Here is a 24,231-nt window from a genome sequence, read left to right on the forward strand (position 1 = left end):
GCTGACGTACGAGATGTCGAACCAGCGATCAGCGAGGGATGCCGTGGCAGCCGAAACGCTCACCGTCGACCTGGGCACGGAGACGGGCCCCTTCCACGGCGGAGCCGCCGGCACGCTCTACGGCCTGTACGGCGACGGTGTACCGAGCCGCGCCGTCGTCGAGGGCATGTACGTCCGCACGGTCTCCACCAAGGCCCAGGACGGCATCCAGCATCCCGGCGCCGACGCGCTGGAGATCCTCCCGGCGTTCGTCACCTCGGGCGGCAGGGACGTGTACGTCTACCACAGCGACATCCACCGTGGTTTCCCCTACGAGTGGCCGGGCGCCACGGGCGAGGAGCGGCTCGCGGCCTACCTGGAGAGCATCCGCCGCCAGGTCGAGCAGGTGCAGACCCTGGGCGCCCTCAAGTCCCATGTCGTGTACGTGCCGTTCAACGAGCCCGAGGGCAACATGTTCGGCACGGGGGAGTGGAGCTACGACGGCGTCTCCTGGCACACCGAGCCGGGCCCCTACTTCGCGGCCTGGCAGCAGGCGTACCACCTCATCAAGGGCCTCGACCCCGAGGCGCGCATAGCCGGCCCCAACACCTGCGTCCTGTACCCCGAGGTGCGCGGCTTCCTCGAGTTCGCCCGCGATCACGGCGTCCTCCCCGACGTGATCACCTGGCACGAGCTGTCCTCGCCGGACGAGGTCCGCACCAACGTCGCCAAGTACCGTGACCTGGAACGGGAGTTGGGCATCGGCCCGCTGCCCGTCAACCTCAACGAGTACGCGCACAACTACCACCTGTCCGTTCCCGGGCAGATGATCCAGTGGATCGCCGCGATCGAGGAGTCCAAGGTCGACGCCGACATGGCGTACTGGAACATCGCCGGCAACCTCAACGACTCGGCGGTGGAGGCGGGCAAGGGCAACGGCCAGTGGTGGCTGTTCAACGCGTACGGGCAGCTGTCCGGGAACACCGTCCGGGTGACGGCGCCACACGCCAACGTGCAGTACACACTGCAGGGCGTCGCCTCACTCGACCGGGCCAAGCGGCAGGCGCGTGTGCTGTTCGGCGGTGCGAGCGGCGGTGCGAACCTGGTCCTCACGGGCGTCGACGCGGAGGTCTTCGGCGCGAGGGTCCACCTGCGGCTGCAGGAGATCCCCTGGACCGGGCAGGTCGGCGCGAGCGCCCAGCCGCTGCGGCTTCGGGACCTCGAACTGCCCGTGGTGGACGGCCGCGTGACGCTGCCCCTGACCGGCCTCGACGAGATGTCGGCCTACCAGCTGATCCTGGCGCCGGGCGGCAACGGGGCCACGCCGCAGCCGCCGTCGGTGACCTGGCGGCGGACATACGAGGCCGAGAACGCGACCTACACGGGAGGCGGCTACTCCAGGAACGGTCCCGAAGGATCCCCCTCCGCCGTCGACAGGTTCGCCACCTCCGGCGGCCATCACGTGGGCGGACTGCGCACCGGCTCCGACGGGACGCTCACCTTCGACGTCGAGGTCCCGCAGGACGGGACGTACGACATCCGGGTCTTCGCCAACTCCCACAACCTCGCCGACCTGGTGCGCGAGAACGGCCCCACCAACGTCTTCCTGCGCGTCGACGGAGAAGACCCACGCGAACTGCGGCTGCCGCTCGGCTACAAGTGGGCGGTGTGGGGCCACACCGACATCGAGGCCGAACTGACCGCAGGAGCGCACCGGATCACCCTCGCCGCACAGGACCCCGACCTCGGCACGACCAAGGGCGACGCGGTCGTCGACAAGCTGGACCTCGTTCTGCGGGACGAGCAGGAGGCCGTGTACGACGCCGAGTACGCGGCGCTCGGCGAGGGCGCCCGGATCAGCTACGCCCACGTCGGCGCCTCCGGCCCCGGTGTCGCGGTGGCCCCCCGCGGCGGCACCGTCACCTTCTGGGCGCACGCCGCCGACGACGGCGAGGCGACGGTCACCGTGGACCTGCTGGGCCCCGGCGAGGGCCTGCTCACGGTCAACGGCGAGGACCTCGGCCGCGTCCGGCGAGGCCCCGTCCCGCTCTTCCTGGCCGGCGGAATCAACAAGGTCACGGTCACCGGGACGTCGGATCTGCTGGTGGTGGACCGGCTGCGTGTCGGCGCGTCCCGCGGACTGCTGCCCGTGCACGTGAGCGCCGCCGAGGAAGGCGTCCTGACCGGCACCGCACACGTGACGGGACTCCCGTACGCCACCGGCGGCAAGGCGGTCGACGGCATCGGCGCCGGGCCCGGCAACGCGCTCACCCTGACACTCACGGCCGAGCGCGCCGGACGGCACGCGCTCACGATCCGCTACTCCAACGGCGAGCAGGCACCCGCCACCCACTACAACCCCGACCCGGTCTGCCGCCACGCGGACATCTCCGTCAACCGGGCCGCCCCGCACCGGGTCCTGTTCCCCACCACCTTCCACTTCAACAACTTCTGGAACCTCTCCGTCCCCGTCACCCTGGACCGGGGCCCCAACACGATCACCTTCACCGCCGACGAACTTCCCGACTTCGACGGCCGCACCCACAACCAGTACGGCCAACGCTCGGCGTACGCCCCGGTCATCGACCGGGTGAGCGTGACCCCGCTTGTCTGAGGGGAGTCCTATCGTGTCGGGCATGGCGAACGACTTCCGGGACCTCGCGGACGGCGAGTTCCAGCGAGCGGACATGTCGGGCACGCGCTTCAGCGGCGTGAGCCTCAACCGGGCGCGGATTCTGCACTCCGCGCTCCATCAGGTGGTGATGCGAGGTGTGGAGATCGTCGACACCACCATCGACGGCGAGATCCACCACCTCGTCATCAACGGCGTGGACGTCGCGCCCCTGGTGGAGGCCGAGCTCGACCGGCGGCACCCCGACCGGCCGAAGTTCCGGCCGGCCACCGCCGAGGGGTTCCGCGAGGCCTGGGACCTCAACGAACGCCTGTGGGCAGCCACCGTCGACCGAGCCCGCAAGCTCGCGCCGGAGCTGCTGCACGCATCGGTGGACGGCGAGTGGTCGTTCATCCAGACACTGCGCCACCTCGCGTTCGCCGGGGAGTCCTGGGTCGGCCGGTGCATCCTCGGCGACCCGACCCCCTGGCACCCGCTCTCGCTGCCCTGGGACCAGATGGACCGGCGCGAGGGCGTGCCCTGGGACCGCGATGCCCGGCCCTCGCTCAAGGAGGCGCTCACCCTGCGCCATGACGCGATGGCCCTCGTACGGCGGGCCGTCGACCCCCTCACCGACGAGCAGCTCGGGGGGCGGACCGCGCCCCTCGTCGGTCCCGGCTGGCCCGGTGAGGGCGAGACGTTCCCCGTCCGGGAGTGCCTGCTCGTCGTCCTCAACGAGGAGTGGCAGCACCGCCTGTACGCCGAGCGCGACCTCGCCGTACTCGAAGCACGGGCCTGAGCGCGGAGTTCACGTCCGGAAGCAGGCCCCGGCACTGATCACTGTTCGTCGCGCGGCAGGTATACGCCGAACACCGCCTGCTGCGGGTCCCGCAGCACCGCGATCCGCGGCCCGTCCGGTACGGCGGTGGGCTCCATGAGGACGGTGCCGCCCGCCCCGGTCGCCGTGGCCGCGGTGGCGTCCACGTCCGCCACCGCGAAGTACGGCAGCCAGTGCGGCGGCACCTCGGGCGGGAACTTGTCGTCCATGCGCGCCATCCCGCCGAAGTCCGCGCCGTCGATGCCCCACTGCGTGTAGTGCTGCGAGGCGTCGACGCTCCAGCCGAACACCGTGGTGTAGAAGCTCAGGCACCGCTCGGGCGCCCGGGTCAGCAGCTCCACCCAGCCCAGGGAGCCGGGCGCGTTGAACAGCCCGGCGCCCGGGAAGGCCCGCGCCTGCCACATCTGGAAGGCCGCACCCGCCGGATCGAGCGCCACGGTGAAACGGCCCACGTCGAGGACGTCCATCGGACCGAGCAGGACCGTCCCGCCGGCCGCCGTCACCCGCTCGGCGGCGGAGTCCGCGTCGGCCACCGCGAACGACACGTTCCACGCGACAGGCTGCGACTCCTGGAAGAGCGGGGTCAGCGCGGCGACCGCCGCGTCCCCGAGGTGCGCGACCGTGTACCCGCCCGCCTCCTGACGCGGGTCCGTCTCGTGGCGCCAGCCGAACAGCTCCGCGTAGAACCGCTTGGCCGCCGCCACGTCACTGGTGCCCAGCTCGGTCCAGCAGGGCCCGCCGGTCACCGGCTTGTCGAGCTTCATGACGTTCCTCCGGAGGGAATGCGGGACAGCCCCCTCCAGCACGCTAGTCCCGGGCGCGGACCGCGGCCATCCGGCGAAAACCCCCTCGCACACGGCGCCGTCAGGGACGTACCCTCGCCCCGTACCGCACCGGTTGGCGGCCTCCAGCTCACGTGTCCGCACGGATCCCCGTATCCGCGCATCCGCTCCGGAGGTTTCGCATGTCCGCACTCACGGTGCGCCCCTTCCGCCGCGACGACCGCGACCAGCTCACCGATCTGGTCAACGCGCACGTCGCCGCCGTCGTCCCCGGCGTCTCCGTCTCGGTGAACACCGTCCTCAGCGATCTGGAGCGCCGGCCCGGCGAGTTCGTCACCGACCCATGGGTGGCCGAGCGCGTGACGCTCGTCGCCGAACAGCGCCGGCACGTCGTGGCCGCCGCCCATCTGCTGCGCTACCGCCCCGGCGACGAGGTCGGGGAGAACTACCGGGACGCCGGCGAGATCGGCTGGTTCGTCTGCCGTCCGCCGGCGTCCCTCCGGCCCGACTCCGAGGCCGCCGCCGACCAGCTGATGGCCGCGTGCCTGGCCCAGCTCGCCCGCTGGAACGTACGCGTCCGGTACGCCGACGGCGCCATACCGGCCCCGGTCGTATACGGCCTGCCGCGCAACTGGCCGCACATCCGCGCCCTCTACGGACGCTTCGGCTTCCGGCACGTCGGCGACACGGAGGTCATCCTGCTGGCGCGGGTGGCCGACCTGCCGGCGTCCGAACCCCGGCCGGGCACGACGACCGAGCGCACGCTGGGAGAGTGCGGCACCCGCTTCACGGCCTACGCCGACACCCGCGCCCTCGGCTTCATCGAGATCGAGACCTCCTTGGCCCGCCCCGAGCGCCACGCACGCGCGGCCGGCCTCGCCGACATCGGCAACCTGCACGTCGACCCGGCCCGGCACGGCGAGGGCCTGACGCAACGGCTGCTCGCCGAGGCCGCCGGGTGGCTGCGCCTGTGTGGAGTGGACCGCCTCCTCGCCTACGAGCAGTCCGGTGACAAGGCGGCGATCGACCTGCTGCTGAGCGCCGGTTTCCGCGAACTGACCCGCACGGACCGCCGCTGGGAGCACCGCCCGGACTGACCTCAGATCCCCGGCCGGTACCGCATCGGATGGTCCGCTGGCACCTCCACCAGCACGATCCGGGTCCCGTCCGGGTCCGCGATCCACATCTCGATCAGGCCCCACGGCTCCTTCACCGGCGCCCGCACGATCTCGACCCCGGCGGCGCGCAGTTCCTCGTGCGCCGCCGCCACGTCCTCGACCTGCAGCCACAACTGCACGGCCGGGGAGGGCGGGGTCTCGGACCTGCCGGAGACCTCCAGGAAACCGCCGCCCAGGAAGTAGACGGTGCCGCGCTCAGGTCCCGTGCCGAACTCGCGGTGGACGGCGAGGCCGAGCTGTTCACCGTAGAAGCGGCGTGAGCGCGCGGGATCGGTGGGATGGAGAAGCGTCCGGCTGCTGAGAACGTGCACCATGCACCGGAGCCTAGTGCCCCGACAGGGTTACCCTCGTCCGAGCCCGAGCCGCGCCCAGATTTCGGAGTGACGCCCATGGAAACCGCCGCCACCGACCTGACCTTCCGCGACGCCACCGATGCCGACGTGGACGCCCTGGTCGCGCTGATCGAGTCGGCCTACCGAGGGGACTCCAGCCGGGCCGGGTGGACCACCGAGGCGGACATCCTCCAGGGGCAGCGCACCGACCCGGAGGGTGTCCGCGACGTCATCAAGTCGCACGACAGCCGACTGCTGACGGTCGAACGAAACGGCGCCGTGGTCGCCTGCTGCCAGCTCGAACACCGCGGTGACCACGCCTACTTCGGAATGTTCGCCGTCAGCCCGCAGCTGCAGGGCGCCGGCCTCGGCAAGGTGATCATCACGGAGGCGGAGCGCGCGGCGCGCGAGACCTGGGGCGTGCGCGAGATGCACATGACCGTGATCTCCGTACGCAACGACCTCATCGCCTGGTACGAGCGCCGCGGCTACCGCCGTACGGGCCGGATGACCCCGTTCCCGTACGGCGACGAGCGCTTCGGCGTTCCGCAGCGCGACGACCTGCAGTTCGAGCTGCTGGTCAAGGAGCTGGCGTGACGTTCACGCGGTGAAGCGGGCGGTGCGTTTGATCTCCGGGTAGTCGGTGGTCGCGCCGTCCAGCTGCAGGGCCCGTACGAGCCGCAGATGGTCCTGCGTGTTCACCACCCAGCCGATGATCCTCAGGTCCGCCTTGCGGGCCCGCTCCACGACCTCCAGGGTGAGGCGGCGGATGTTGAGGCAGACGGTCGCGGCACCGGCCTCCACTGCGCGGTCCACGATGTCGGTGCCGTAGCGGCTGCCGATCAGCGCGGTCCGCACGCCCGGCACCAGCCGGTTGATCTCGGCGATCGCCTCGTCGTGGAACGAGGACACCTCGACCCGGGAGACCAGGTCCCGTTTCAGCATGACCTCGGCCAGCGCCCGGGCCGCCGCGATGTCCTTGATCTCGGCCTGGAGAGGCGACCGTACGGCTTCGAGGACCTCCTCGAAGACGGGCACGTGCTCCCCGCGGCCCGCGTCCAGGGCGCGCAGCTCGGAGAGGGTCTTCTCGGCGATCGGGCCGGTGCCGTCGGTCGTGCGGTCCACGTCGGTGTCGTGCATGACGACGAGGGCGCCGTCCTTGCTCAGATGCAGATCGAGTTCGATCACGTCGAGCCCGGCCTGCTGGGCGGCGACGAAGGAACGGAGGGTGTTCTCGGGTTCGGTACCCATGACTCCGCGATGACCGATGGTAAGGAAGTTCAAGGTTCAACTCGCTTCCGTCGACGGCGGCTCGGCTCCGCGCGCGACCTGAGCGGACGGTCACGCGGACAGAGCCGCAGCCTAACGGCCCGGCCCGGCGATGAACCCGCGCGTACACGGGGGATTGGGGTGTCGCGAGGGGCGGACCTGGCCCGTACCCGTGAGGGCGGTCACCCTCGCGTGGGCGAGTCCTCCCGGGATTGACCCCTGGCTTGTTTCGGCGGTCCGGTCCCAGGGTAGCCGCGCGGTATCCAAATGCCCGCCGGATCTGTTTCCGGCAGGAAAAAGTTCGGTGACCACCGGGGGTGCGCAGGATAATCTCCCGAGACTCCTCTTGCTGGGAGGAAGCTCGTATGTATACGGTCTCCTTACGCGAGGTTCTCCTGTGGAGGATGGGATATGACGGAAATTCTTGTGCAGACGGCTTCGGGGGGCTGGACTCCTCCCGTGACCAGGGTGGTGGAGCACCCGGCATGGGCCGTGCTCAAGGATGCCGTGGAGCGGATCCGGCCATGGCAGTCCAAGGACGGGTCGATCGACCTCACGGCAGAGGGCGCCCCCGAGCGCGCGGACGCCGAGGCGGCCGTCGGGCGTGTCGTGGAGGCGGTCGAGGAGCTCTCCCCGCTGCTCCCGCACGACCGCGCCTACCACGAGGCCCTGGTCAAGGACCTGCGCCGGTGGGCCGAGGGCGGCTTCGAGGTGCCCGACTTCCTCGACTCGCTGCTGGCCTTCCAGCCCGCCGCCAACCGCGCGGACGGCCTCCAGCACCTGGTCGTCTTCCCGATGTACACGCAGAACGGCAACCCCGACCGCAACCTCGAAGCGGTAGTGCTGCGCATGGTCTGGCCCCAGTGGCTGGCCGAGCTGGAGCGCAGCCGCTACGACAACCCGCTGTTCTGCGGCATCAAGTTCGAGGACTTCACGGCCGGCTACGACACCAACTCCGCCGTGCTCTTCCCGGAGACCATCGCCGTGCGCGAGGCGCCGGAACGCTTCTCCTGGGGTGGCATCTTCTGCGACCGAGAGGCCGCCCGCTTCCGCCGGGTCACCGAGGCCGCCGTCGGCATCCTGGGCGTCGAGCTGCCCGAGGACGTCGCCGCCATGGTCCACGACCAGACGCGCTGCGAGGAGGCCTTCGTCCTGTGGGACATGGTCCACGACCGCACGCACAGCCACGGCGACCTGCCCTTCGACCCGTTCATGATCAAGCAGCGCCAGCCGTTCTGGATGTACGGCCTGGAGGAGCTGCGCTGCGACCTCACGGCCTTCAGGGAGGCCGTGAAACTGGAGGCCGACGGCGTCCCGCAGGCCCGTGACGTGCAGTACGCGGTCCTCTTCGACCGCATGTTCCGCTTCCCGGTCACCGGTGAGCGCGTGCGCAACTACGACGGCCTCGGTGGTCAGCTGCTCTTCGCCTACCTGCACAAGCACGACGTGATCCGCTGGACGGACAACAAGCTGTTCATCGACTGGCAGCGCGCCCCGCAGGTCACCAACCAGCTGTGCGCCGAGATCGAGAAGCTCTACCGCGACGGCATCGACCGCCCCAAGCTCGTCCACTGGTTCGCCGGATACGAGCTGGTCTCCAGCTATGTCGCCCCGCATCCCGGCTCCCGCTGGGCCAAGGGTCCGGACGCCCTCGACCTGAGCCAGCCGCCGCGGAAGCTCGTCGATGACGTGCTTCCGGACGAGTTTCCGCTGAGCATGTTCTATGAGGCCCTTTCCAAGAAGCTGAAGAACGTGATCGCCTCCACCAAGGGGATCACCGCGGAGAGCGCCGAGCGGGTGGCCGCGTGAGCGACCGCACCACCAGGAACACTGCTCAGGAGGCGAAGACCATGGCGGGGAACGGAGCTCTCAGCGGTGCGGTGATCGCGGTGGCCGGCGCGGGCGGACCCGCCGGCCGGGCGGCGCTGCTACGGCTGGCCGAAGCAGGGGCGACCGTCGTCGCCGCCGACAACGACCCCGAGCGGCTCGCGGAGGCGGTGGACGCGGCCCGCTACGCGTCGGGCGGCGCCACCGTCACCGGCGAGCCCGTGGACCTGCTGGACCTGGAGTCCACCCAGGAGTGGGCCACGCACATCGAGAAGGAGTTCGGCCGCGTCGACGGCCTCGTCCACCTCGTGGGCGGCTGGCGCGGCAGTGAGACCTTCATCAAGACGAGCCTGGACGACTGGGACTTCCTGGAGCTGCTGCTCATCCGCACCGTGCAGCACACCTCCCTCGCCTTCTCCGAGGCGCTGCAGCGCAGCGAGCGCGGACGGTACGTCCTGATCAGCGCCGCGGGTGCGACCAACCCCACCGCGGGCAACGCCGCGTACGCCGCCGCCAAGGCCGCGTCCGAGGCGTGGACTCTGGCCATGGCCGACTACTTCCGCAAGGCCGGGGGCGCCGAGGGGCCGACGTCGGCGGCTGCGATCCTGGTGGTGAAGGCGTTGGTGCACGACGCGATGCGCGCCGATCGCCCCAACGCGAAGTTCGCGGGCTTCACGGACGTCACGGACCTCGCCGAGGCCATCGTCGACGTCTGGAGCAAGTCCGCCGCCGAAGTGAACGGAAAGCGTCTGTGGCTGACCGAGAAGCCGTGAACCCCCCGAAGACCGACGCGCGTCGTCATCACGACCCGGAGGTCCGCGGCTTCGCCAGCGACAACTACGCCGGGGCCCACCCGGAGGTGCTCGCCGCCCTGGCCCTGGCCAACGGCGGGCACCAGGTCGCGTACGGCGAGGACGACTACACCGAGAACCTCCAGAGCATCGTCCGCAGCCACTTCGGCCCGACGGCGGAGGCCTTCCCGGTCTTCAACGGCACCGGCGCGAACGTCGTCGCGCTCCAGGCGGTCACCGACCGCTGGGGCGCGGTGATCTGCGCCGAGAGCGCGCACATCAACGTCGACGAGGGCGGCGCACCCGAGCGCATGGGCGGCCTGAAGCTGCTCACGGTGCCCACGCCCGACGGCAAGCTCACCCCCGAGCTGATCGACAGGCAGGCGTACGGCTGGGACGACGAGCACCGTGCGATGCCGCAGGTCGTTTCGATCACCCAGAGCACCGAGCTCGGCACGCTCTACACGCCGGACGAGATCCGCGCGATCTGCGAGCACGCCCACGCGCACGGCATGAAGGTCCACCTGGACGGCTCCCGCATAGCCAACGCGGCCGCCTCGCTGAACGTCCCGATGCGGACGTTCACCAACGCGGTCGGCGTCGACATCCTCTCCCTCGGCGGGACGAAGAACGGCGCGCTGTTCGGCGAGGCGGTCGTCGTCATCAACCAGGACGCCGTCAGCCATATGAAACACCTGCGCAAGCTGTCCATGCAGCTCGCCTCCAAGATGCGTTTCGTGTCGGTGCAGTTGGAGGCCCTGCTCGCCAAGGACCTGTGGCTGCGCAACGCCCGCCACTCCAACGAGATGGCCCAGCGGCTGGCCGAGGGCGTGCGCGCCGTGCACGGGGTGGAGATCCTCTATCCGGTGCAGGCCAACGGGGTGTTCGCCAAGCTCCCGCACGACGTGAGCGAGCGCCTGCAGAAGCGGTTCAGGTTCTACTTCTGGGACGAGGCCGAGGGAGTCGTGCGCTGGATGTGCGCCTTCGACACGACCGAGGAGGACGTGGACTCGTTCGTCGCGGCGCTGAAGGAAGAGATGGCGCGGTAGCCACGATCCCCGACGCTGCATAGGTATGCGGTCACTCGAAAAGTCATTGACTGTCGGGTGATCGCATTCCTATGCTCTGTGGGCATGGAGCTGATCCAGAACAACCCTGATCTGTCCGCGTACTTGGCCGCTGACGAGGTCATCGACCATGACCACCCACGGGTCCGGGAGACGGCTGCGCGTCTCGCAAGGAAGGCCGTGGACTCGTATGCCTATGCGCGGCTGGCGTTCGAGTTCGTGCGCGACACGATCCCGCACTCACAGGATTCCGGTGACCCGCGCGTCACCTGGCGTGCCTCCGACGTCCTGGAGCAGGGCACGGGCATCTGTTACGCCAAGGCGCACGCGCTGGCGGCCCTGCTGCGGGCCGAGGACATCCCGACCGCGCTGTGCTACCAGCGGTTCGACGTGGTGCACGGCCTGGTCGCCGTGCGGTTCAACGGCGCCTGGCATCGACAGGACCCGCGCGGAAACAAACCGGGCGTGGACGCCCAGTTCTCCCTCGAAGGCGAGCTGCTGGCCTTCACTCCCGACCCTGAGTCCAATGAGATGGACTATCCAGTCCTGTATGCTGAACCGCACCCGACCGTGTTGAGCGTTCTCCGAGCCGCCCGCGACCGGCCGCACCTCTGGAAGACGCTCCCCACAACACTCTGAGGCAAGGCGATGACTCTCTCCCTGACCGTTTCCGACGAGGTGCGCGCCCTGGCACCCGGCTTCACCCACCTGGCGATCGAGGCGCACGGCCTGGTCAACGGCCCCAGCACGGAAGCCGGTTCGGCCCTGCTCGACGACGCGGCCCGCCGTCTGGCCGTACGCCTCGACGGGCGTGCCCCGCACGAGGACCCGTACATGGCGGCCTGGCGCGAGGTGTACACGGCGTTCGGCTCCAAGCCCTCGCGCACCCGCAACTCGGCCGAGGCGCTGGCGAAGAGGGCGCTGACGGACAGCGGCCTGCCCCGCATCAACCTGCTCGTCGACCTCTACAACGCCGTCAGCGTCGCCCACCTGATCCCTGTCGGAGGCGAGGACATCGACCGCATCGAGGGTGGCATGCGGCTCGTACGGGCCGTCGGCGACGAGGACTTCGTGACCGTGGCCGGTGGCGAGGAGGTCGTCGAACACCCCGACGCCGGCGAGGTGATCTGGCGTGACGACGCGGGCGTGACCTGCCGACGCTGGAACTGGCGCCAGGGCCCCCGCACCCGCCTCACCGAGGAGACCGTCTCGGGCATCTTCCTGCTGGAGGGCCTGGCACCGATGCCCGTCACCGAGGTGCAGCAGGCGGGGGCCGAACTCGCTGAGCTGCTGGAGAAGTTCAGCCCCGGGGCACGGATCACCGTCCACGCCCCGGAGTGACGATTCAGCGAGCCTCGGACGCCTTCACCTCTTCGGGGGTCGGCGCGGTGCCACCGAGATGGGCGGGCATCCACCAGGTGTCGTTCGGGCCCTTGGGTCGTACGGGGTAGGCGCGCTGCGCGGCCTCCAGGAGCTCCTGGACGCGCTCGCGCAGCCGCCGTGTGATGGCACCCGCGTACTGGTCCTGGGGCGCCTCGACCGGCTCGCCGACCCGGATGGTGATCGGGGTGTGGCTGCGCTTGAAGTTCTTCGGGTGGCCCTTGGTCCACAGGCGCTGAGTACCCCACAGAGCCATCGGGATGAGCGGGACGCCGGCCTCCTGGGCCATGCGCGCGGCACCCGACTTGAAGCTCTTCAGGGTGAAGGACTGCGAGATGGTCGCCTCGGGGAAGACGCCGACGATCTCGCCGGAGCGCAGCGACTGCAGCGCGTGCTGGTACGCCGTCTCACCCTGCTTGCGGTCCACCGGGATGTGCTTCATCCCGCGCATCAACGGACCGGAGATCTTGTGCCGGAACACCGACTCCTTCGCCATGAAGCGCACCAGGCGCTTCTGCGGCAGGGCGGCCAGACCGTCGAAGATGAAGTCCAGGTAGCTGATGTGATTGCTCACCAGCACGGCGCCGCCCGAGCGCGGAATGTTCTCCGATCCCTTGCAGTCGATCTTGAGGTCCCAGGCCTTGAACAGCGTTTGGGCGAGACCCACGACGGGACGGTAGACAAGCTCAGCCATGGACGGGGTGGACCCTTCTCTCTGCCTGGATGGGTTCTCCCGGCGGGAAGTTACGCAGCCGTAGGTTTACGGCATTGCGCAGATCGTGCCCCAAGAACGAACGGGTGGCCAGCCCTGGTGCCGCAGAACCGCGAGATCCTCGTCACGTCCATCACCAGTTCGACCTCGGACCTTTTCTCCGCCTTTACTCCGTACGGACCGTCACGCGGCGCACGACCAGGTACATCTCGCATCCGAGGCAGTACCCGAACGCGGCATTGAGGAACGCGGCGGCGAGCGCGGCCCCGGTCGCGGCGAGTCCCAGCCAGCTCGGCCCCAGCGCGTAACCGACCAGCCCCACGCCCGCGAAGAGCAGGCCCACCGTCTGTGCGAACCGCGGCGGCTCCGGCGACTCGAACTCGGTCGGCGGCCCGATCCGGGGCCGCACGGCCTTGCGGAACAGCCAGCCGTACGGCGAACGGCCCACCCCGCCCGCCGCGCCGAGCGCGAACGCCAGCGTCTGCCAGGCCAGCAGCCAGCCGCTCCCGGTGATCAGCACGACCGCGAGGACGGCGGTCGTCACGGCAGCCCCGAAGCGGGGCCCTCTCACATCGATGTCCATGAACCAAGCATTCCGCAACGGAAATGATCTGGGGAGTCGGGAATCTTTGCAGTCTCGTGAATGCTTGCGCAGGTGATGAACGGACTTGTGGTGTGCGCGGTGGTGCTCCTGGTGGCGAGCGCCTATGGAGTGCTGCATCGGCAGCGAAGCGGGAGGGTGCGCGTGCGTGGGCGCGACGGCGGAAAGCGGCTCGGGGCGGCCGAGTTGGGCCAGGAACTGGGTGAGCGTGCCACGCTCCTGCAGTTCTCCAGCGCCTTCTGTGCGCCGTGCCGGGCCACCCGGCGCCTCCTCGGCGAGGTGGCCGGAATGGTCCCCGGCGTGAGCCACGTCGAGATCGACGCGGAGGACCACCTGGACCTCGTGCGCGAACTCGACATCCTCAAGACCCCGACGGTGCTGGTCCTCGACGCCGACGGCAGGGTCGTGCGACGCGCCACCGGTCAGCCCCGCAAGGCCGATGTCATCGCGGCGCTGGGCGAGGCGGTTTGACGGCTGTGATCGCAGGGGTGAGGCATCTCCCATATGCCGGAACGTACTTGACTGCGCGCACCACCTATCGTCAACCTGACCGTATGCCACCGGAACTCCTTCTCTTCGGGCGGGTCCACGTCGACCTCGCCCGCACCGCGAGTGCGCGCTGTCCGAGCTGTTGAGCAGCCACGACTCCGCTCGCCCCTCCTCGCAGAAGGACAATTCCATGACGGCCACGTCCGGCCTCGGCGCTCGTACCTCTCAGCTCGCCTCTCCCGACCTGCTGCGCTCCGTCTTCCGCCGGCACGCCGCGGGAGTCGCCGTGATCACCGCACAAGGCGACGCCGGCCCGGTGGGCTTCACCGCCACCTCCCTCACCTCGGTCTCCGCCGAACCCCCGCTGCTCTCCTTCGGCATCAGCACCGGAGCCTCCAGCTGGCCGGCGATATCGGCGACCGACCACATCGGCGTCCACATACTCGGCGAACACCAGCAGGACCTGGCGGCCACCTTCGCCAGGAGCGGCGCCGACCGGTTCGGTGCGCCCACCGCCTGGCGCGAGGGACCCGAAGGCGTGCCCGTCCTCGACCACGTGCTGGCCTGGCTCGTCTGCCGGGTCGTCGGCCGCGTCCCCGCAGCCGACCAGCGCATCGTGCTCGCCGAGGTCGTGCTCGGGGATCCCACGGGTCACGGCCGCCCGCTTCTGTACCACCAGGGGCGGTTCAACGGCCTGCGTGACTGATCGTCGGCCGGCTCCTTCTGCGAAGCGGTCGAGTTCCGATTACGCTGCGTTGCAAAGGTCACAGTTCAAAGCGCTTGCTTAGCGGGAAAGAACTGGGTGTACTGGCGAGTAATATTTCGCTCGGAGCGTGGGTCGCCCCGATCGGGATCGGCCGCTTGAGGCGCCTATGCTGCCTGAAAGTAGGCAGCACCGAAATGACGATTGCAGTAGGAGAGCCGGCGTGAGCTTGAGGATCGTTGTCACTGTGAAGTACGTGCCCGACGCCACTGGCGACCGGCACTTCGCCGATGACCTGACCGTCGACCGGGACGATGTGGACGGTCTGCTCTCCGAGCTGGACGAGTACGCGGTCGAGCAGGCGCTGCAGATCTCCGAGAACTCCGATGACGACGTGGAGGTCACTGTCCTGACGGTGGGTCCGGAGGACGCCAAGGACGCGCTGCGCAAGGCGCTGTCGATGGGTGCGGACAAGGCGATCCACGTCGAGGACGAGGACCTGCACGGCAGCGACGCGATCGCCACCTCGCTGGTGCTGGCGAAGGCGATCGAGAAGGCCGGCTTCGACCTGGTGGTCTCCGGCATGGCGTCCACCGACGGCACGGCGGGCATCGTGCCCGCGCTGGTCGCCGAGCGGCTGGGGGTGCCGCAGGTGACCCTGCTGTCCGAGGTCGCGGTGGCGGACGGCACGGTGACGGGCCGCCGGGACGGGGACGCGGCGTCCGAGAAGCTGGAGGCCTCGCTGCCGGCGGTGGTGTCGGTGACCGACCAGTCGGGTGAGGCCCGCTACCCGTCCTTCAAGGGGATCATGGCGGCGAAGAAGAAGCCGGTTCAGGCCTGGGACCTGTCCGACCTGGACATCGACGCCGACGAGGTCGGTCTGGCGGGCGCCTGGACGAAGGTCGAGACCGCCACCGAGCGTCCGGCCCGTACCGCGGGCACCATCGTCAAGGACGAGGGCGAGGGCGGCAAGCAGCTCGCCGAGTTCCTCGCGAGCCAGAAGTTCATCTAAGGGCCCTGGCAGCCCCCTCCAAGGGTCCGGCAGCCCCCTTGCTTAGGGGCTCGCCTCCCTTACCGTCCCTCGCCCCTCAGCTTCGCAATTTCGCAGGAGAGCAATCCCATGGCTGAAGTTCTCGTCTACGTCGATCACGTGGACGGTGCCGTCCGCAAGCCCACTCTGGAGCTGCTGACCCTGGCCCGTCGCATCGGCGAGCCCGTCGCCCTCGCGCTGGGCAACGGCGCCGCCGGTACCGCCGCCGCGCTCGCCGAGCACGGCGCGGTCAAGGTCCTCACCCACGAGGCGCCGGAGTACGCCGACTACCTGGTCGTGCCGAAGGTCGACGCGCTGCAGGCCGCCGTCGGCGCGGTGTCGCCGACCGCGGTGCTGGTGCCGTCCTCCGCCGAGGGCAAGGAGATCGCCGCCCGTCTGGCGCTGCGGATCGGCTCCGGCATCATCACCGACGCCACCGACCTGGAGGCCGGCGACGAGGGCCCGGTCGCCACCCAGTCGGTGTTCGCCGCCTCCTTCACCACCAAGTCCCGTATTGCCAAGGGCATCCCGGTCATCACCGTCAAGCCCAACTCCGCCGCGGTCGAGGCCGCCCCGGCCGCCGGCACCGTCGAGGCGCTGGACGTCACGTTCTCGGAGCAGGCGACCGGTACGAAGGTCACCGGGCGTACGCCGCGTGAGTCGACCGGGCGTCCGGAGCTGACCGAGGCCGCGATCGTGGTCTCCGGCGGCCGCGGTGTCAACGGCGCCGAGAACTTCGCGATCATCGAGGCCCTCGCCGACTCCCTGGGTGCGGCCGTGGGCGCCTCGCGGGCCGCGGTGGACGCCGGCTGGTACCCGCACACCAACCAGGTCGGCCAGACCGGCAAGTCCGTCTCCCCGCAGCTGTACATCGCCAACGGCATCTCCGGCGCCATCCAGCACCGGGCCGGCATGCAGACCTCGAAGACGATCGTGGCGGTCAACAAGGACGCCGAGGCCCCGATCTTCGACCTCGTCGACTACGGCATCGTCGGCGACCTCTTCGACGTCGTCCCCGCCCTCACCGAGGAGATCAAGACCCGCAAGGGCTGATCACCAGACGCCTGTCCGAGGCCCCCGCGACCGCACGATCGGTCGCGGGGGCCTCGGCTCATTCCAGACCGATCGACGCCTGCACCGGCAGGTGGTCGCTCGGGAACTGGCCGTCCGCGGAGAAGGTGTTGATCGACGCCCGGTGCGTCGTCACCCCTGGCGTGGTCAGGATCCAGTCGATGCGGTCGCCGTCCGGCGTGAGTCCCTTGTAGCCGTGGAAGGTCCCGTACTGGGCACTGCGCCGCGCCGCCGCGTCCCAGGTGTCGACGAGGCCCGACCCCACGAGCGTGTCGTAGACCGGGTTCCTGTGCGCGGCGACGTTGAAGTCGCCGGTGACCACGACCGGCAGCGAGCGGTCGAGCTGCGCGATCCGCTGCGTCATCAGGGAGGCGCTGCGCTCGCGCGCGTACTGGCTCGCGTGGTCGAAGTGGGTGTTGAGGACGTAGAACTCCCGTCCGCCGTCGGCGAGATCGCGGAAGCGGACCCAGGTGACGATGCGGGGGAAGGCGGCGCCCCAGGTGTTCGAGCGGATGACTTCCGGGGTGTCGGAGAGCCAGAAGGTGTAGTGCTCGGCGGGGGCCAGGCGCCCGGTGTCGTAGAAGATCGCCGTGGACTCGTCGCGGCTGCCGCCCTCGCGCCCCGTGCCGATCCAGTCGTAGTCCGGTCCGAGGTCGGAGTCGATGTCGCGCAGTTGCTGGTAGAGGCCCTCCTGGGTGCCGATGACCTGAGGGTGCGCGCGATGCAGCAGTTCACGCATCACCGGTCTGCGGTCGCTCCAGCTGTTGGGTTCGGTGGCGCTCGCGAAACGCAGGTTGAAGGTCATGACGTCGAGACGGGGCGCCCGGCGCGCCTGCCTCGGGAAGGACGGGGCGGGCGAGACCGACCGCGACGAAGCGGACGAGGTCGAGATCGCGGCGCTGGAGAGTGGCAGGGTGACCGCCGCGGCCAACAGAGCTTTCATACCCAGACGGCGGGTGACTCGGCGGTGGTACGGCACGGGGGCTCCTTCGGTGGCGACGGCCGGACGAGTCGTGCGTGGGGCGGGTCGTGCGTGAGGCGGGCCATGTGCAGGGAAGTGTCATACCCCGCTGTGAGATGAGCGTGAACACGCCCAGATCACGGCCTTGCTCCCCATGGACATGGTGTTGACCATCCGGAAGGTCCACCGATAACTTCATTCTACGGATTGTTGATTCCGTACTGCGGAAAACAGGAGGATGGGATGGGTCAGGGTCAGCAGGAGAAGGTGGCGACGAGTCTCGCGGGTGCGATCAGCGAGGACATCAGCGCCTCCCTCGCCCCCGTCGACGCCGAGTTGGAGCGCCGCTACCCCGGGGACCCCGGCACCCGCCAGCCCGTCCACACCGTCTACGTCCCCGGTGACGCCTTCGCCTCCGACACCATCCGCTCCTGGGGCGACCAGGCACTCGCGGCCCTCGACGCACACGCCCCGGACGCAGCCTCCTTCGCCACCGTCCTCGGTCTGTCCGACGAACTCGCAGAACCCGTCTACGCGCGCGTGCGCGCCAAGCTGGAGCGCGAGCCCATCGAGGACCTGCGCGTCGACTTCGAGGACGGCTACGGCCCTCGCCCGGACGCCGAGGAGGACCGGACGGCGGCGCGCGCGGCCCGGCTCGTCGCCGAGGCGTACGAGAAGGGGACGGCGGCCCCGTACATGGGCATCCGTATGAAGTGCATGGAGGCACCGGTGCGCGACCGGGGCATCCGTACCCTCGACATCTTCCTCAGCGGCCTGATGGAGGCCGGCGGCCTGCCCGACGGGCTGGTGCTGACGCTGCCCAAGGTGACCTACCCCGAGCAGGTCACCGCCATGGTGCGGCTGCTGGAGGAGTTCGAGAAGGCGCGCGGGCTTGAGGCCGGCCGGATCGGCTTCGAGATCCAGATCGAGACCAGCCAGTCCATCCTCGCAACCGACGGCACCGCCACCGTCGCCCGGATGATCCAGGCCGCCGAGGGGCGCGCCACCGGACTGCACTACGGCACCTTCGACTACAGCGCCTGCCTCGGCGTCTCGGCCGCCTACCAGGCCAGCGACCACCCGGCCGCCGACCACGCCAAGGCGATCATGCAGGTCGCGGCGGCGGGGACCGGGGTCCGGGTGTCGGACGGCTCGACCAACGTGCTGCCGATCGGCCCGACCGAGAAGGTGCACGACGCGTGGCGCCTGCACTACGGCCTGACCCGCCGCGCCCTGGCCCGCGCCTACTACCAGGGCTGGGACATGCACCCCGGTCACATCCCCACCCGTTACGCGGCCGTCTTCGCCTTCTACCGCGAGGGTTTCGAGCAGGCCGCCGCACGGCTCGCCCGGTACGCGGGCCGGGTCGGCGGTGACGTCATGGACGAGCCCGCCACCGCCAAGGCCCTCGGCGGCTACCTGCTGCGCGGACTGGACTGCGGCGCGCTGGACATCGCCGAGGTCGCCCGGGTGACCGGTCTGACCCGGGCCGATCTGGAGGGCTTCGCGGCACCCCGGCGCGGCGACCTCACCGTCTCCGGCACGTAGCGGGCCTGTCACAGCCGTCACCGGCGGCTGGTGTTGTCACCGCCGCCCCGTAGTGTGTACGGCACGCATTGACATGTCACAGGAACGGGGCAGCAGGCAGTGTCTTCGGGGGAGACTTCGGCAGGAAAGGGCCAGGGCGACGGGACCGGTCGGCTGCTGGCCGGGCGCTATCGCGTCGTGGCCCAGCTCGGGCGCGGCGGCATGGGCATCGTCTGGAGAGCGGTCGACGAGGTCCTCGGACGCGAGGTCGCCGTCAAGGAACTGCGCACCTACAACGACGCCGACGGGCCCGAACTCGCCGATCTGCGGCTGCGGATGCAGCGCGAGGCCCGCGCGGCGGCCCGGGTGCGCCATCCCGGAGTCGTCGCCGTGCACGACGTCACCGAGGTCGACGGCCGCCCCCTGATCGTGATGGAGCTGGTCGACGGACCGTCCCTGGACGACGTGCTGCGCGAGCGCGGCACCCTCGACGCGCGCGAGGCGGCCGAGATCGGTGCGAAGGTCATGGACGCGCTGGCCGCCGCCCACCGGGCCGGAGTGCTGCACCGCGACGTGAAGCCCGGCAACATCCTGCTGGAGCGTTCGGGCCGCGTCGTCCTCACCGACTTCGGCATCGCCACCATGGAGGACCCGGGCGACGGCTCCGCCACCCACCTCACCCGCAGCGGCGAACTCGTCGGCTCCCTCGACTACCTGGCCCCCGAGCGGGCGCAGGGCGCCGACCCCGGACCGGCCTCGGACATCTGGGCCCTCGGCGCCACCTTGTACGCGGCGGTGGAGGGCTCCTCGCCCTTCCGGCGTACGTCGACGTACTCGACCCTCGCCGCGATCGTGACCGAACCGCTGGCCGAGCCCCGTCGCGCGGGTGCCCTCGGCCCGGTTCTCCGGCAGCTGCTGGACAAGCGGCCCGAGACCCGGCCGGAGGCCGAGCGGGCGCGCGGACTGCTGCAGGCGGTCGCGGACCTGGCGGGCTCGGACACACCGACGGCCACGCTGCGCGGCGGCACGGACCCCAGGCCCGACACGGAACGCAGTCTGCCGGCGGTGCCGCCGGGGTTCGGCCCATGGGAACCCGTGGGGACGGATCCGGCCGGGAGCGGCACGGCGCCGCTCGGAGCCGACACACCACGCCCAGGTTCGGCGGAGCAGCCGGGGCCGGTCTTCCCGGCCTTCGGAGTGCCCGAGCAGGCCGGCGGCTCCGCCGGGAGCGCGGCGCACGGCACGAGTGGCGCCGAACCCACCGCTCAGTCCTCGCACGGCTTCGGGCCGCCCGCGTCGATGGGCCCGTACCCTCCGTCGGCGCCCACCAGTGCCGTGTCCACCTCGCCGCCCCGCCGCAGAGGGCGCGCCCTCCTCGCCGCCGCGGCGGTGGCCGCCGTCCTCGCGGCTGCCGGGACCACGGTCGCCCGGGTGAACGGCTCGGGCGGGACGAAGGACGACGCCAAGCCGGCCGGGTCCGCCCCGAGCGCAGGAGCCTCCGGTTCGGTGAGCGGCCGCACCGACGCCGACCGTCCCGGTGCGTCCAAGCCCACGAAGCACAAGGGCGACAAGACCCCGGACGGGACCGAGGCACCCGGCAAGAAGGGCGGGACCGAACCCGGTGACGGGGCCTCCTCGTCCTCCCCGGCGAAGCCCACCGGAGGCGGCACGACGGGCGGCGGTTCGGGCGGCACGTCCGGGAGTACGTCGGGCGGCGGCACCAACGGCGGTTCCGGCAACGGCGGTACGACGACGGGCGGAGGCGGTGCGACCACCGAGCCGCCGGCCTGCCAGTCCATCGGCGGCGGCAAGTACAACTGCCAGGTCTGGCGCACCGCCAAGTCCTACACCGCCTCCGGCACCGAGGTCGGCGTGATCAACGCGGGCACCAACTACTTCTTCTGCCAGCAGAACCTGGGCCGCCGCGAGACATACGGCAAGTGGACCAACGTCTGGTGGGCGAAGACGGACGACGACAGCGGCAACACGAACGTCTACGTCAGCGCCGTCTACATCAAGGGCGGCGACAACGACGAGCCGATCCCGGGGCTGCCGGTCTGCTGACGCTCAGGCGTCCGACACGTACCGCTCCAGCCCCGACACCGTCACCAGCTTCTCCTCGGCGAACACCCGGGTGCCCTGCTCGCACAGCCCCACGTCGGCCCGCGCCCGTGCGCAGAACTCCTCGGGTGTGACACCGAACAGCTCCCTCAACCGGGCCGATCCGACGAGGAGTTCGGTGATCAGCGCCCGCTGGCCGGGGTGCCCGCGCGGTGCCCCCGAGCCGTTGTGCAGGACCCCGCGGCGGTTGACGTAGACGTACGCCCCGGGCAGTCGCGTACCGTCCTCCAGCTCGATCCGCACGTCCGGTGCCGGCAGCCAGGCGCGCCGGAAGTTGCCGTGGGGCAACGGCACGCCCTCGCTCGCGTCGATCACCGTGAGCTGCTCGGCGTCGAGCCAGGTGAGGAACAGCTCCCGTACGGTGCCGGGTGCGTCGACCGGTGACGCGGAGACGTATCCCAGGCGGCTGACGTGCGCGGAGACGCCCACGCCGATGCCGGTGACGTGGGTGCGCACGATCGGAATCGGCGAGGTGATCCCGGACTCGGCCATCTTGTCGCGCAGTTGGCCCGGGCAGGCATTGGAGCCGACGGCAAGGACGGGGACGCGGTCTTCGTGGACGAGGCGGTCAAGCGGCAGCAGTCGGTCGCCGTCCAGGAGCCCGGAGCGCGACGGCCAGGCGCCCGGGTAGAGCAGCGGATGCCTGCGCGGAGCCTCGGCCAGGCCCAGCGCTTCGAGCGTGCGGTCCGCATGGCTGCCCATGGGCCGCTCAGTCCGTCGGGGGCAGCTCGCCCGAGCCACGGGTGATCAGCCGGGTCGGCAGTTCGATGCGTTCCGGGGTGAGCAGGGTGCCGTCCAGCTGGCGGAAGAGGCGGTCGGCGGCGGTGCGGCCGAGAGCCGCGGCGTCCTGGGCGACGACGGTGACGCCCGGCTGCAGCAGGTCGGCGAGCTCGATGTCGTCGAAGCCGACCAGGGCGACCGGGCGGGCCTGCTCGGCGAGAACGCGGACCACGGTGACCGTCACCCGGTTGTTGCCCGCGAAGATCGCGGTGACGGGATCGGGCCCGGAGAGCATCTCCTCGGTGGCCCGGCGCACCCGCTGCGGGTCGGTGACGCCCAGGGACATCCACGAGTCCGCGACCGTTATGCCCGCGTCCTCCATGGCGGCCCGGTAGCCGCGCAGTCGTTCGGCGGCCGTGTGGATGCGGGGCATGTCGCCGACGAAGCCGATCCGGCGGTGGCCGTGGGCGATGAGGTGGGCGACGCCGTCGCGGGCGCCGCCGTAGTTGTCGGACAGGACGACATCGGCGTCGATCCTCCCGGCCGGCCGGTCGACGAACACCGTGGCGACGCCCGCCCTGATCTCGGGCTCCAGATACCGGTGGTCGCCACCGGCCGGGATGATCACCAGGCCGTCCACCCGTCGCGCGCACAGAGCCAGGGCCAGTTCCTGCTCACGGTCGGGGTCCTCCGCGCTGGAGCCGTTGATCAGCAGGGCACCGTGCGCGCGGGCCACCTCCTCGACCGCGCGGCTGAGAGGGCCGTAGAACGGGTCGGCGAGGTCCTCCAGGACCAGGCCGATGCTGGCGGTGCGCCCCTTGCGCAGGACCCGCGCGCTGTCGTTGCGGCGGAAGCCCAGTGCGTCGATGGCTTCCTGCACACGGCGCTCGGTCTCGGGGGTGACGCCGGGCTCGCCATTGACCACGCGGGAGACGGTCTTGAGGCCCACACCGGCGCGCGCCGCCACGTCCTTCATGGTCGGACGGTTGCCGTAACGCGTTCCGGAAACGGGGGCTGTTCGGCGAGCGGTCTCGGGCACGATGCGCTGTCCTGTCCTGTCTCGTCCACGGGGGGATGCGTCGACCATGAGTTTGTATGAGGATGTGGCGTCGAGCATAGGGCCTGGACAACGTTGTCATGCGCAAGAGAGACTGTCCACCGCAATCTCCGGCCTCCGCCCCCACCGCGAGACCGGCCCATACTTCTGCACGGTCGACGGGGAAATCTCCCCGGCCGACCGGAGATCCGATGGTTGACGGGGAGATCCGACACTGATGCACACCGACCTCGTGGGCGCGCTCGACATCGGCGGTACCAAGATCGCCGGGGCGCTGGTGGACGGTCACGGCCGGATCCTGGTGCGTGCGCAGCGCGCGACGCCCGCACAGCAGGACGGCGAGACCGTGATGGGCGCGGTCGAGGAGGTCCTCGGCGAGCTGACGGCCTCGTCGCAGTGGGGACGCGTCACGGCCCTCGGCATCGGCAGTGCCGGTCCGGTGGACGCCTCCGCGGGCACGGTGAGCCCGGTGAACGTGCCGGGCTGGCGCGACTACCCGCTCGTGGCGCGGGTCCAGGAAGCGGCCGGCGGTCTGCCCGTCGAGCTGATCGGCGACGGCGTGGCGATCACGGCGGCCGAGCACTGGCAGGGCGCCGCCCGCGGCCATGACAACGCGCTGTGCATGGTGGTCTCCACGGGCGTCGGCGGCGGTCTGGTCCTCAACGGCCAGCTTCACCCGGGCCCCACCGGCAACGCGGGCCACATCGGTCACATCTGCGTCGACCTCGACGGCGACCCGTGCCCCTGTGGCTCGCGCGGCTGCGTGGAGCGCATCGCGAGCGGCCCGAACATCGCCCGCCGCGCCCTGGACAACGGCTGGCGGCCCGGTACCGACGGAGACACCTCCGCCGCCGCGGTGGCCGCCGCCGCGCGTGCCGGTGATCCGGTCGCCGTGGCCTCCTTCGAGCGCGCCGCCCAGGCGCTGGCCGCCGGCATCGCTGCCACCGCCACGCTCGTCGAGATCGACATCGCCGTGATCGGCGGGGGAGTGGGCAAGGCCGGCGACGTCCTGTTCACGCCGCTGCGCAAGGCCCTGGGCGACTACGCGACCCTGTCCTTCGTGCAGCGCCTGGAGATCACGCCGGCCCAGATGGGCACGGACGCGGGACTGGTCGGAGCGGCCGCGGCCGCGCTCGCCAAGCGGGCGGACGCGGCCACGGTCTGACAGGTCCAGCAGGAACGTTC

General features: G+C 70.7%; 24 protein-coding genes. 16 read left to right on the plus strand and 8 right to left on the minus strand.

What is annotated here, in order from left to right:
* Nucleotides 1-13: 13 nt before the first annotated feature.
* On the plus strand, nucleotides 14-2,593 hold the full coding sequence (locus tag OG870_RS42560) for a cellulosome protein (protein ID WP_266923194.1): 2,580 nt from the start codon (nucleotides 14-16) through the stop codon (nucleotides 2,591-2,593).
* Between the two features lie 22 nt (nucleotides 2,594-2,615).
* On the plus strand, nucleotides 2,616-3,389 hold the full coding sequence (locus OG870_RS42565; protein ID WP_266841739.1) for a DinB family protein: 774 nt from the start codon (nucleotides 2,616-2,618) through the stop codon (nucleotides 3,387-3,389).
* Between the two features lie 38 nt (nucleotides 3,390-3,427).
* Here OG870_RS42565 and OG870_RS42570 read toward each other — a convergent pair whose 3' ends face one another.
* Nucleotides 3,428-4,192 (minus strand): VOC family protein, encoded by a 765-nt coding sequence (locus OG870_RS42570; RefSeq protein ID WP_266841740.1) that lies wholly within the window; start codon nucleotides 4,190-4,192, stop codon nucleotides 3,428-3,430.
* Nucleotides 4,193-4,392: 200 nt separating this feature from the next.
* On the opposite strand from OG870_RS42570, the gene OG870_RS42575 reads away from it, so the two are divergent.
* Nucleotides 4,393-5,307 carry a GNAT family N-acetyltransferase gene (locus tag OG870_RS42575; RefSeq protein WP_266923192.1) on the plus strand — a complete coding sequence of 305 codons (915 nt, stop codon included), beginning with the start codon at nucleotides 4,393-4,395 and terminating at the stop codon, nucleotides 5,305-5,307.
* A gap of 2 nt (nucleotides 5,308-5,309) precedes the next feature.
* On the opposite strand, the gene OG870_RS42580 is transcribed toward OG870_RS42575, so the two are convergent.
* Entirely contained in the window at nucleotides 5,310-5,702 is a 393-nt protein-coding gene (locus OG870_RS42580; RefSeq protein WP_266841744.1) for a VOC family protein, read from the minus strand.
* Between the two features lie 75 nt (nucleotides 5,703-5,777).
* Between OG870_RS42580 and OG870_RS42585 the strand changes: the two genes are divergently transcribed.
* A complete protein-coding gene (locus OG870_RS42585) occupies nucleotides 5,778-6,317 on the plus strand; it encodes a GNAT family N-acetyltransferase (RefSeq protein ID WP_266587109.1) in 540 nt (179 codons plus the stop codon).
* Between the two features lie 3 nt (nucleotides 6,318-6,320).
* Here the strand turns inward: OG870_RS42585 and OG870_RS42590 are convergent, their stop codons facing one another.
* A complete protein-coding gene (locus OG870_RS42590; RefSeq protein ID WP_266526574.1) occupies nucleotides 6,321-7,004 on the minus strand; it encodes a glycerophosphodiester phosphodiesterase in 684 nt (227 codons plus the stop codon).
* Between the two features lie 396 nt (nucleotides 7,005-7,400).
* Here OG870_RS42590 and OG870_RS42595 point away from each other — a divergent pair, with 396 nt between their 5' ends.
* The 5 genes from OG870_RS42595 (at nucleotide 7,401) to OG870_RS42615 (ending at nucleotide 12,015) form a co-directional block, all read left to right on the plus strand.
* Nucleotides 7,401-8,798, plus strand: a complete 1,398-nt coding sequence (locus OG870_RS42595) for a DUF6421 family protein (RefSeq protein WP_266526571.1) — start codon at nucleotides 7,401-7,403, stop codon at nucleotides 8,796-8,798.
* Between the two features lie 41 nt (nucleotides 8,799-8,839).
* Nucleotides 8,840-9,589, plus strand: coding sequence for an SDR family NAD(P)-dependent oxidoreductase (locus OG870_RS42600; RefSeq protein ID WP_266527651.1), 750 nt, complete (start codon nucleotides 8,840-8,842; stop codon nucleotides 9,587-9,589).
* Nucleotides 9,586-10,656 carry a threonine aldolase family protein gene (locus OG870_RS42605; protein WP_266587111.1) on the plus strand — a complete coding sequence of 357 codons (1,071 nt, stop codon included), beginning with the start codon at nucleotides 9,586-9,588 and terminating at the stop codon, nucleotides 10,654-10,656. The genes OG870_RS42600 and OG870_RS42605 overlap by 4 nt, the downstream gene beginning before the upstream one ends.
* 84 nt (nucleotides 10,657-10,740) lie before the next feature.
* Complete coding sequence (locus OG870_RS42610; RefSeq protein ID WP_266923190.1) at nucleotides 10,741-11,313, plus strand: transglutaminase-like domain-containing protein; 573 nt, start codon at nucleotides 10,741-10,743, stop codon at nucleotides 11,311-11,313.
* A 9-nt stretch (nucleotides 11,314-11,322) separates the two neighbouring features.
* The gene (locus OG870_RS42615; RefSeq protein ID WP_266841748.1) at nucleotides 11,323-12,015 is read left to right on the plus strand and encodes a B3/B4 domain-containing protein; all 693 of its coding nucleotides are present in this window, start codon (nucleotides 11,323-11,325) and stop codon (nucleotides 12,013-12,015) included.
* Nucleotides 12,016-12,019: 4 nt separating this feature from the next.
* On the opposite strand, the gene OG870_RS42620 is transcribed toward OG870_RS42615, so the two are convergent.
* Together OG870_RS42620 and OG870_RS42625 are read right to left on the minus strand one after the other, a co-directional pair.
* A complete protein-coding gene (locus tag OG870_RS42620; protein ID WP_266923188.1) occupies nucleotides 12,020-12,748 on the minus strand; it encodes a lysophospholipid acyltransferase family protein in 729 nt (242 codons plus the stop codon).
* A 184-nt stretch (nucleotides 12,749-12,932) separates the two neighbouring features.
* The gene (locus tag OG870_RS42625; RefSeq protein WP_266841750.1) at nucleotides 12,933-13,349 is read right to left on the minus strand and encodes a DUF4395 domain-containing protein; all 417 of its coding nucleotides are present in this window, start codon (nucleotides 13,347-13,349) and stop codon (nucleotides 12,933-12,935) included.
* A gap of 75 nt (nucleotides 13,350-13,424) precedes the next feature.
* Here OG870_RS42625 and OG870_RS42630 point away from each other — a divergent pair, with 75 nt between their 5' ends.
* The 4 genes from OG870_RS42630 to OG870_RS42645 all read left to right on the plus strand — a co-directional run bounded on the left by OG870_RS42630 (nucleotide 13,425) and on the right by OG870_RS42645 (nucleotide 16,642).
* On the plus strand, nucleotides 13,425-13,838 hold the full coding sequence (locus OG870_RS42630) for a TlpA family protein disulfide reductase (RefSeq protein WP_266527648.1): 414 nt from the start codon (nucleotides 13,425-13,427) through the stop codon (nucleotides 13,836-13,838).
* Between the two features lie 208 nt (nucleotides 13,839-14,046).
* A complete protein-coding gene (locus OG870_RS42635) occupies nucleotides 14,047-14,562 on the plus strand; it encodes a flavin reductase family protein (protein WP_266587119.1) in 516 nt (171 codons plus the stop codon).
* 220 nt (nucleotides 14,563-14,782) lie between these two features.
* The gene (locus tag OG870_RS42640; protein WP_266923185.1) at nucleotides 14,783-15,571 is read left to right on the plus strand and encodes an electron transfer flavoprotein subunit beta/FixA family protein; all 789 of its coding nucleotides are present in this window, start codon (nucleotides 14,783-14,785) and stop codon (nucleotides 15,569-15,571) included.
* A gap of 108 nt (nucleotides 15,572-15,679) precedes the next feature.
* The gene (locus tag OG870_RS42645; RefSeq protein WP_266923184.1) at nucleotides 15,680-16,642 is read left to right on the plus strand and encodes an electron transfer flavoprotein subunit alpha/FixB family protein; all 963 of its coding nucleotides are present in this window, start codon (nucleotides 15,680-15,682) and stop codon (nucleotides 16,640-16,642) included.
* 58 nt (nucleotides 16,643-16,700) lie between these two features.
* Here OG870_RS42645 and OG870_RS42650 read toward each other — a convergent pair whose 3' ends face one another.
* Nucleotides 16,701-17,639 carry an endonuclease/exonuclease/phosphatase family protein gene (locus OG870_RS42650; RefSeq protein ID WP_266587121.1) on the minus strand — a complete coding sequence of 313 codons (939 nt, stop codon included), beginning with the start codon at nucleotides 17,637-17,639 and terminating at the stop codon, nucleotides 16,701-16,703.
* 225 nt (nucleotides 17,640-17,864) lie between these two features.
* Between OG870_RS42650 and OG870_RS42655 the strand changes: the two genes are divergently transcribed.
* Together OG870_RS42655 and OG870_RS42660 are read left to right on the plus strand one after the other, a co-directional pair.
* Nucleotides 17,865-19,169 carry a DUF6986 family protein gene (locus OG870_RS42655; protein ID WP_266923182.1) on the plus strand — a complete coding sequence of 435 codons (1,305 nt, stop codon included), beginning with the start codon at nucleotides 17,865-17,867 and terminating at the stop codon, nucleotides 19,167-19,169.
* Between the two features lie 99 nt (nucleotides 19,170-19,268).
* Complete coding sequence (locus tag OG870_RS42660; protein WP_327692067.1) at nucleotides 19,269-21,212, plus strand: serine/threonine-protein kinase; 1,944 nt, start codon at nucleotides 19,269-19,271, stop codon at nucleotides 21,210-21,212.
* Nucleotides 21,213-21,215: 3 nt separating this feature from the next.
* Here OG870_RS42660 and OG870_RS42665 read toward each other — a convergent pair whose 3' ends face one another.
* Entirely contained in the window at nucleotides 21,216-21,971 is a 756-nt protein-coding gene (locus tag OG870_RS42665; RefSeq protein ID WP_266587123.1) for a hypothetical protein, read from the minus strand.
* Nucleotides 21,972-21,978: 7 nt separating this feature from the next.
* A complete protein-coding gene (locus OG870_RS42670) occupies nucleotides 21,979-23,076 on the minus strand; it encodes a LacI family DNA-binding transcriptional regulator (protein WP_266526531.1) in 1,098 nt (365 codons plus the stop codon).
* Between the two features lie 187 nt (nucleotides 23,077-23,263).
* Between OG870_RS42670 and OG870_RS42675 the strand changes: the two genes are divergently transcribed.
* Nucleotides 23,264-24,211, plus strand: coding sequence for an ROK family protein (locus tag OG870_RS42675; protein ID WP_266526528.1), 948 nt, complete (start codon nucleotides 23,264-23,266; stop codon nucleotides 24,209-24,211).
* Nucleotides 24,212-24,231 lie beyond the last annotated feature (20 nt).

The sequence above is a fragment of the Streptomyces sp. NBC_00461 genome, assembly GCF_036013935.1.
GTDB lineage: Bacteria > Actinomycetota > Actinomycetes > Streptomycetales > Streptomycetaceae > Streptomyces.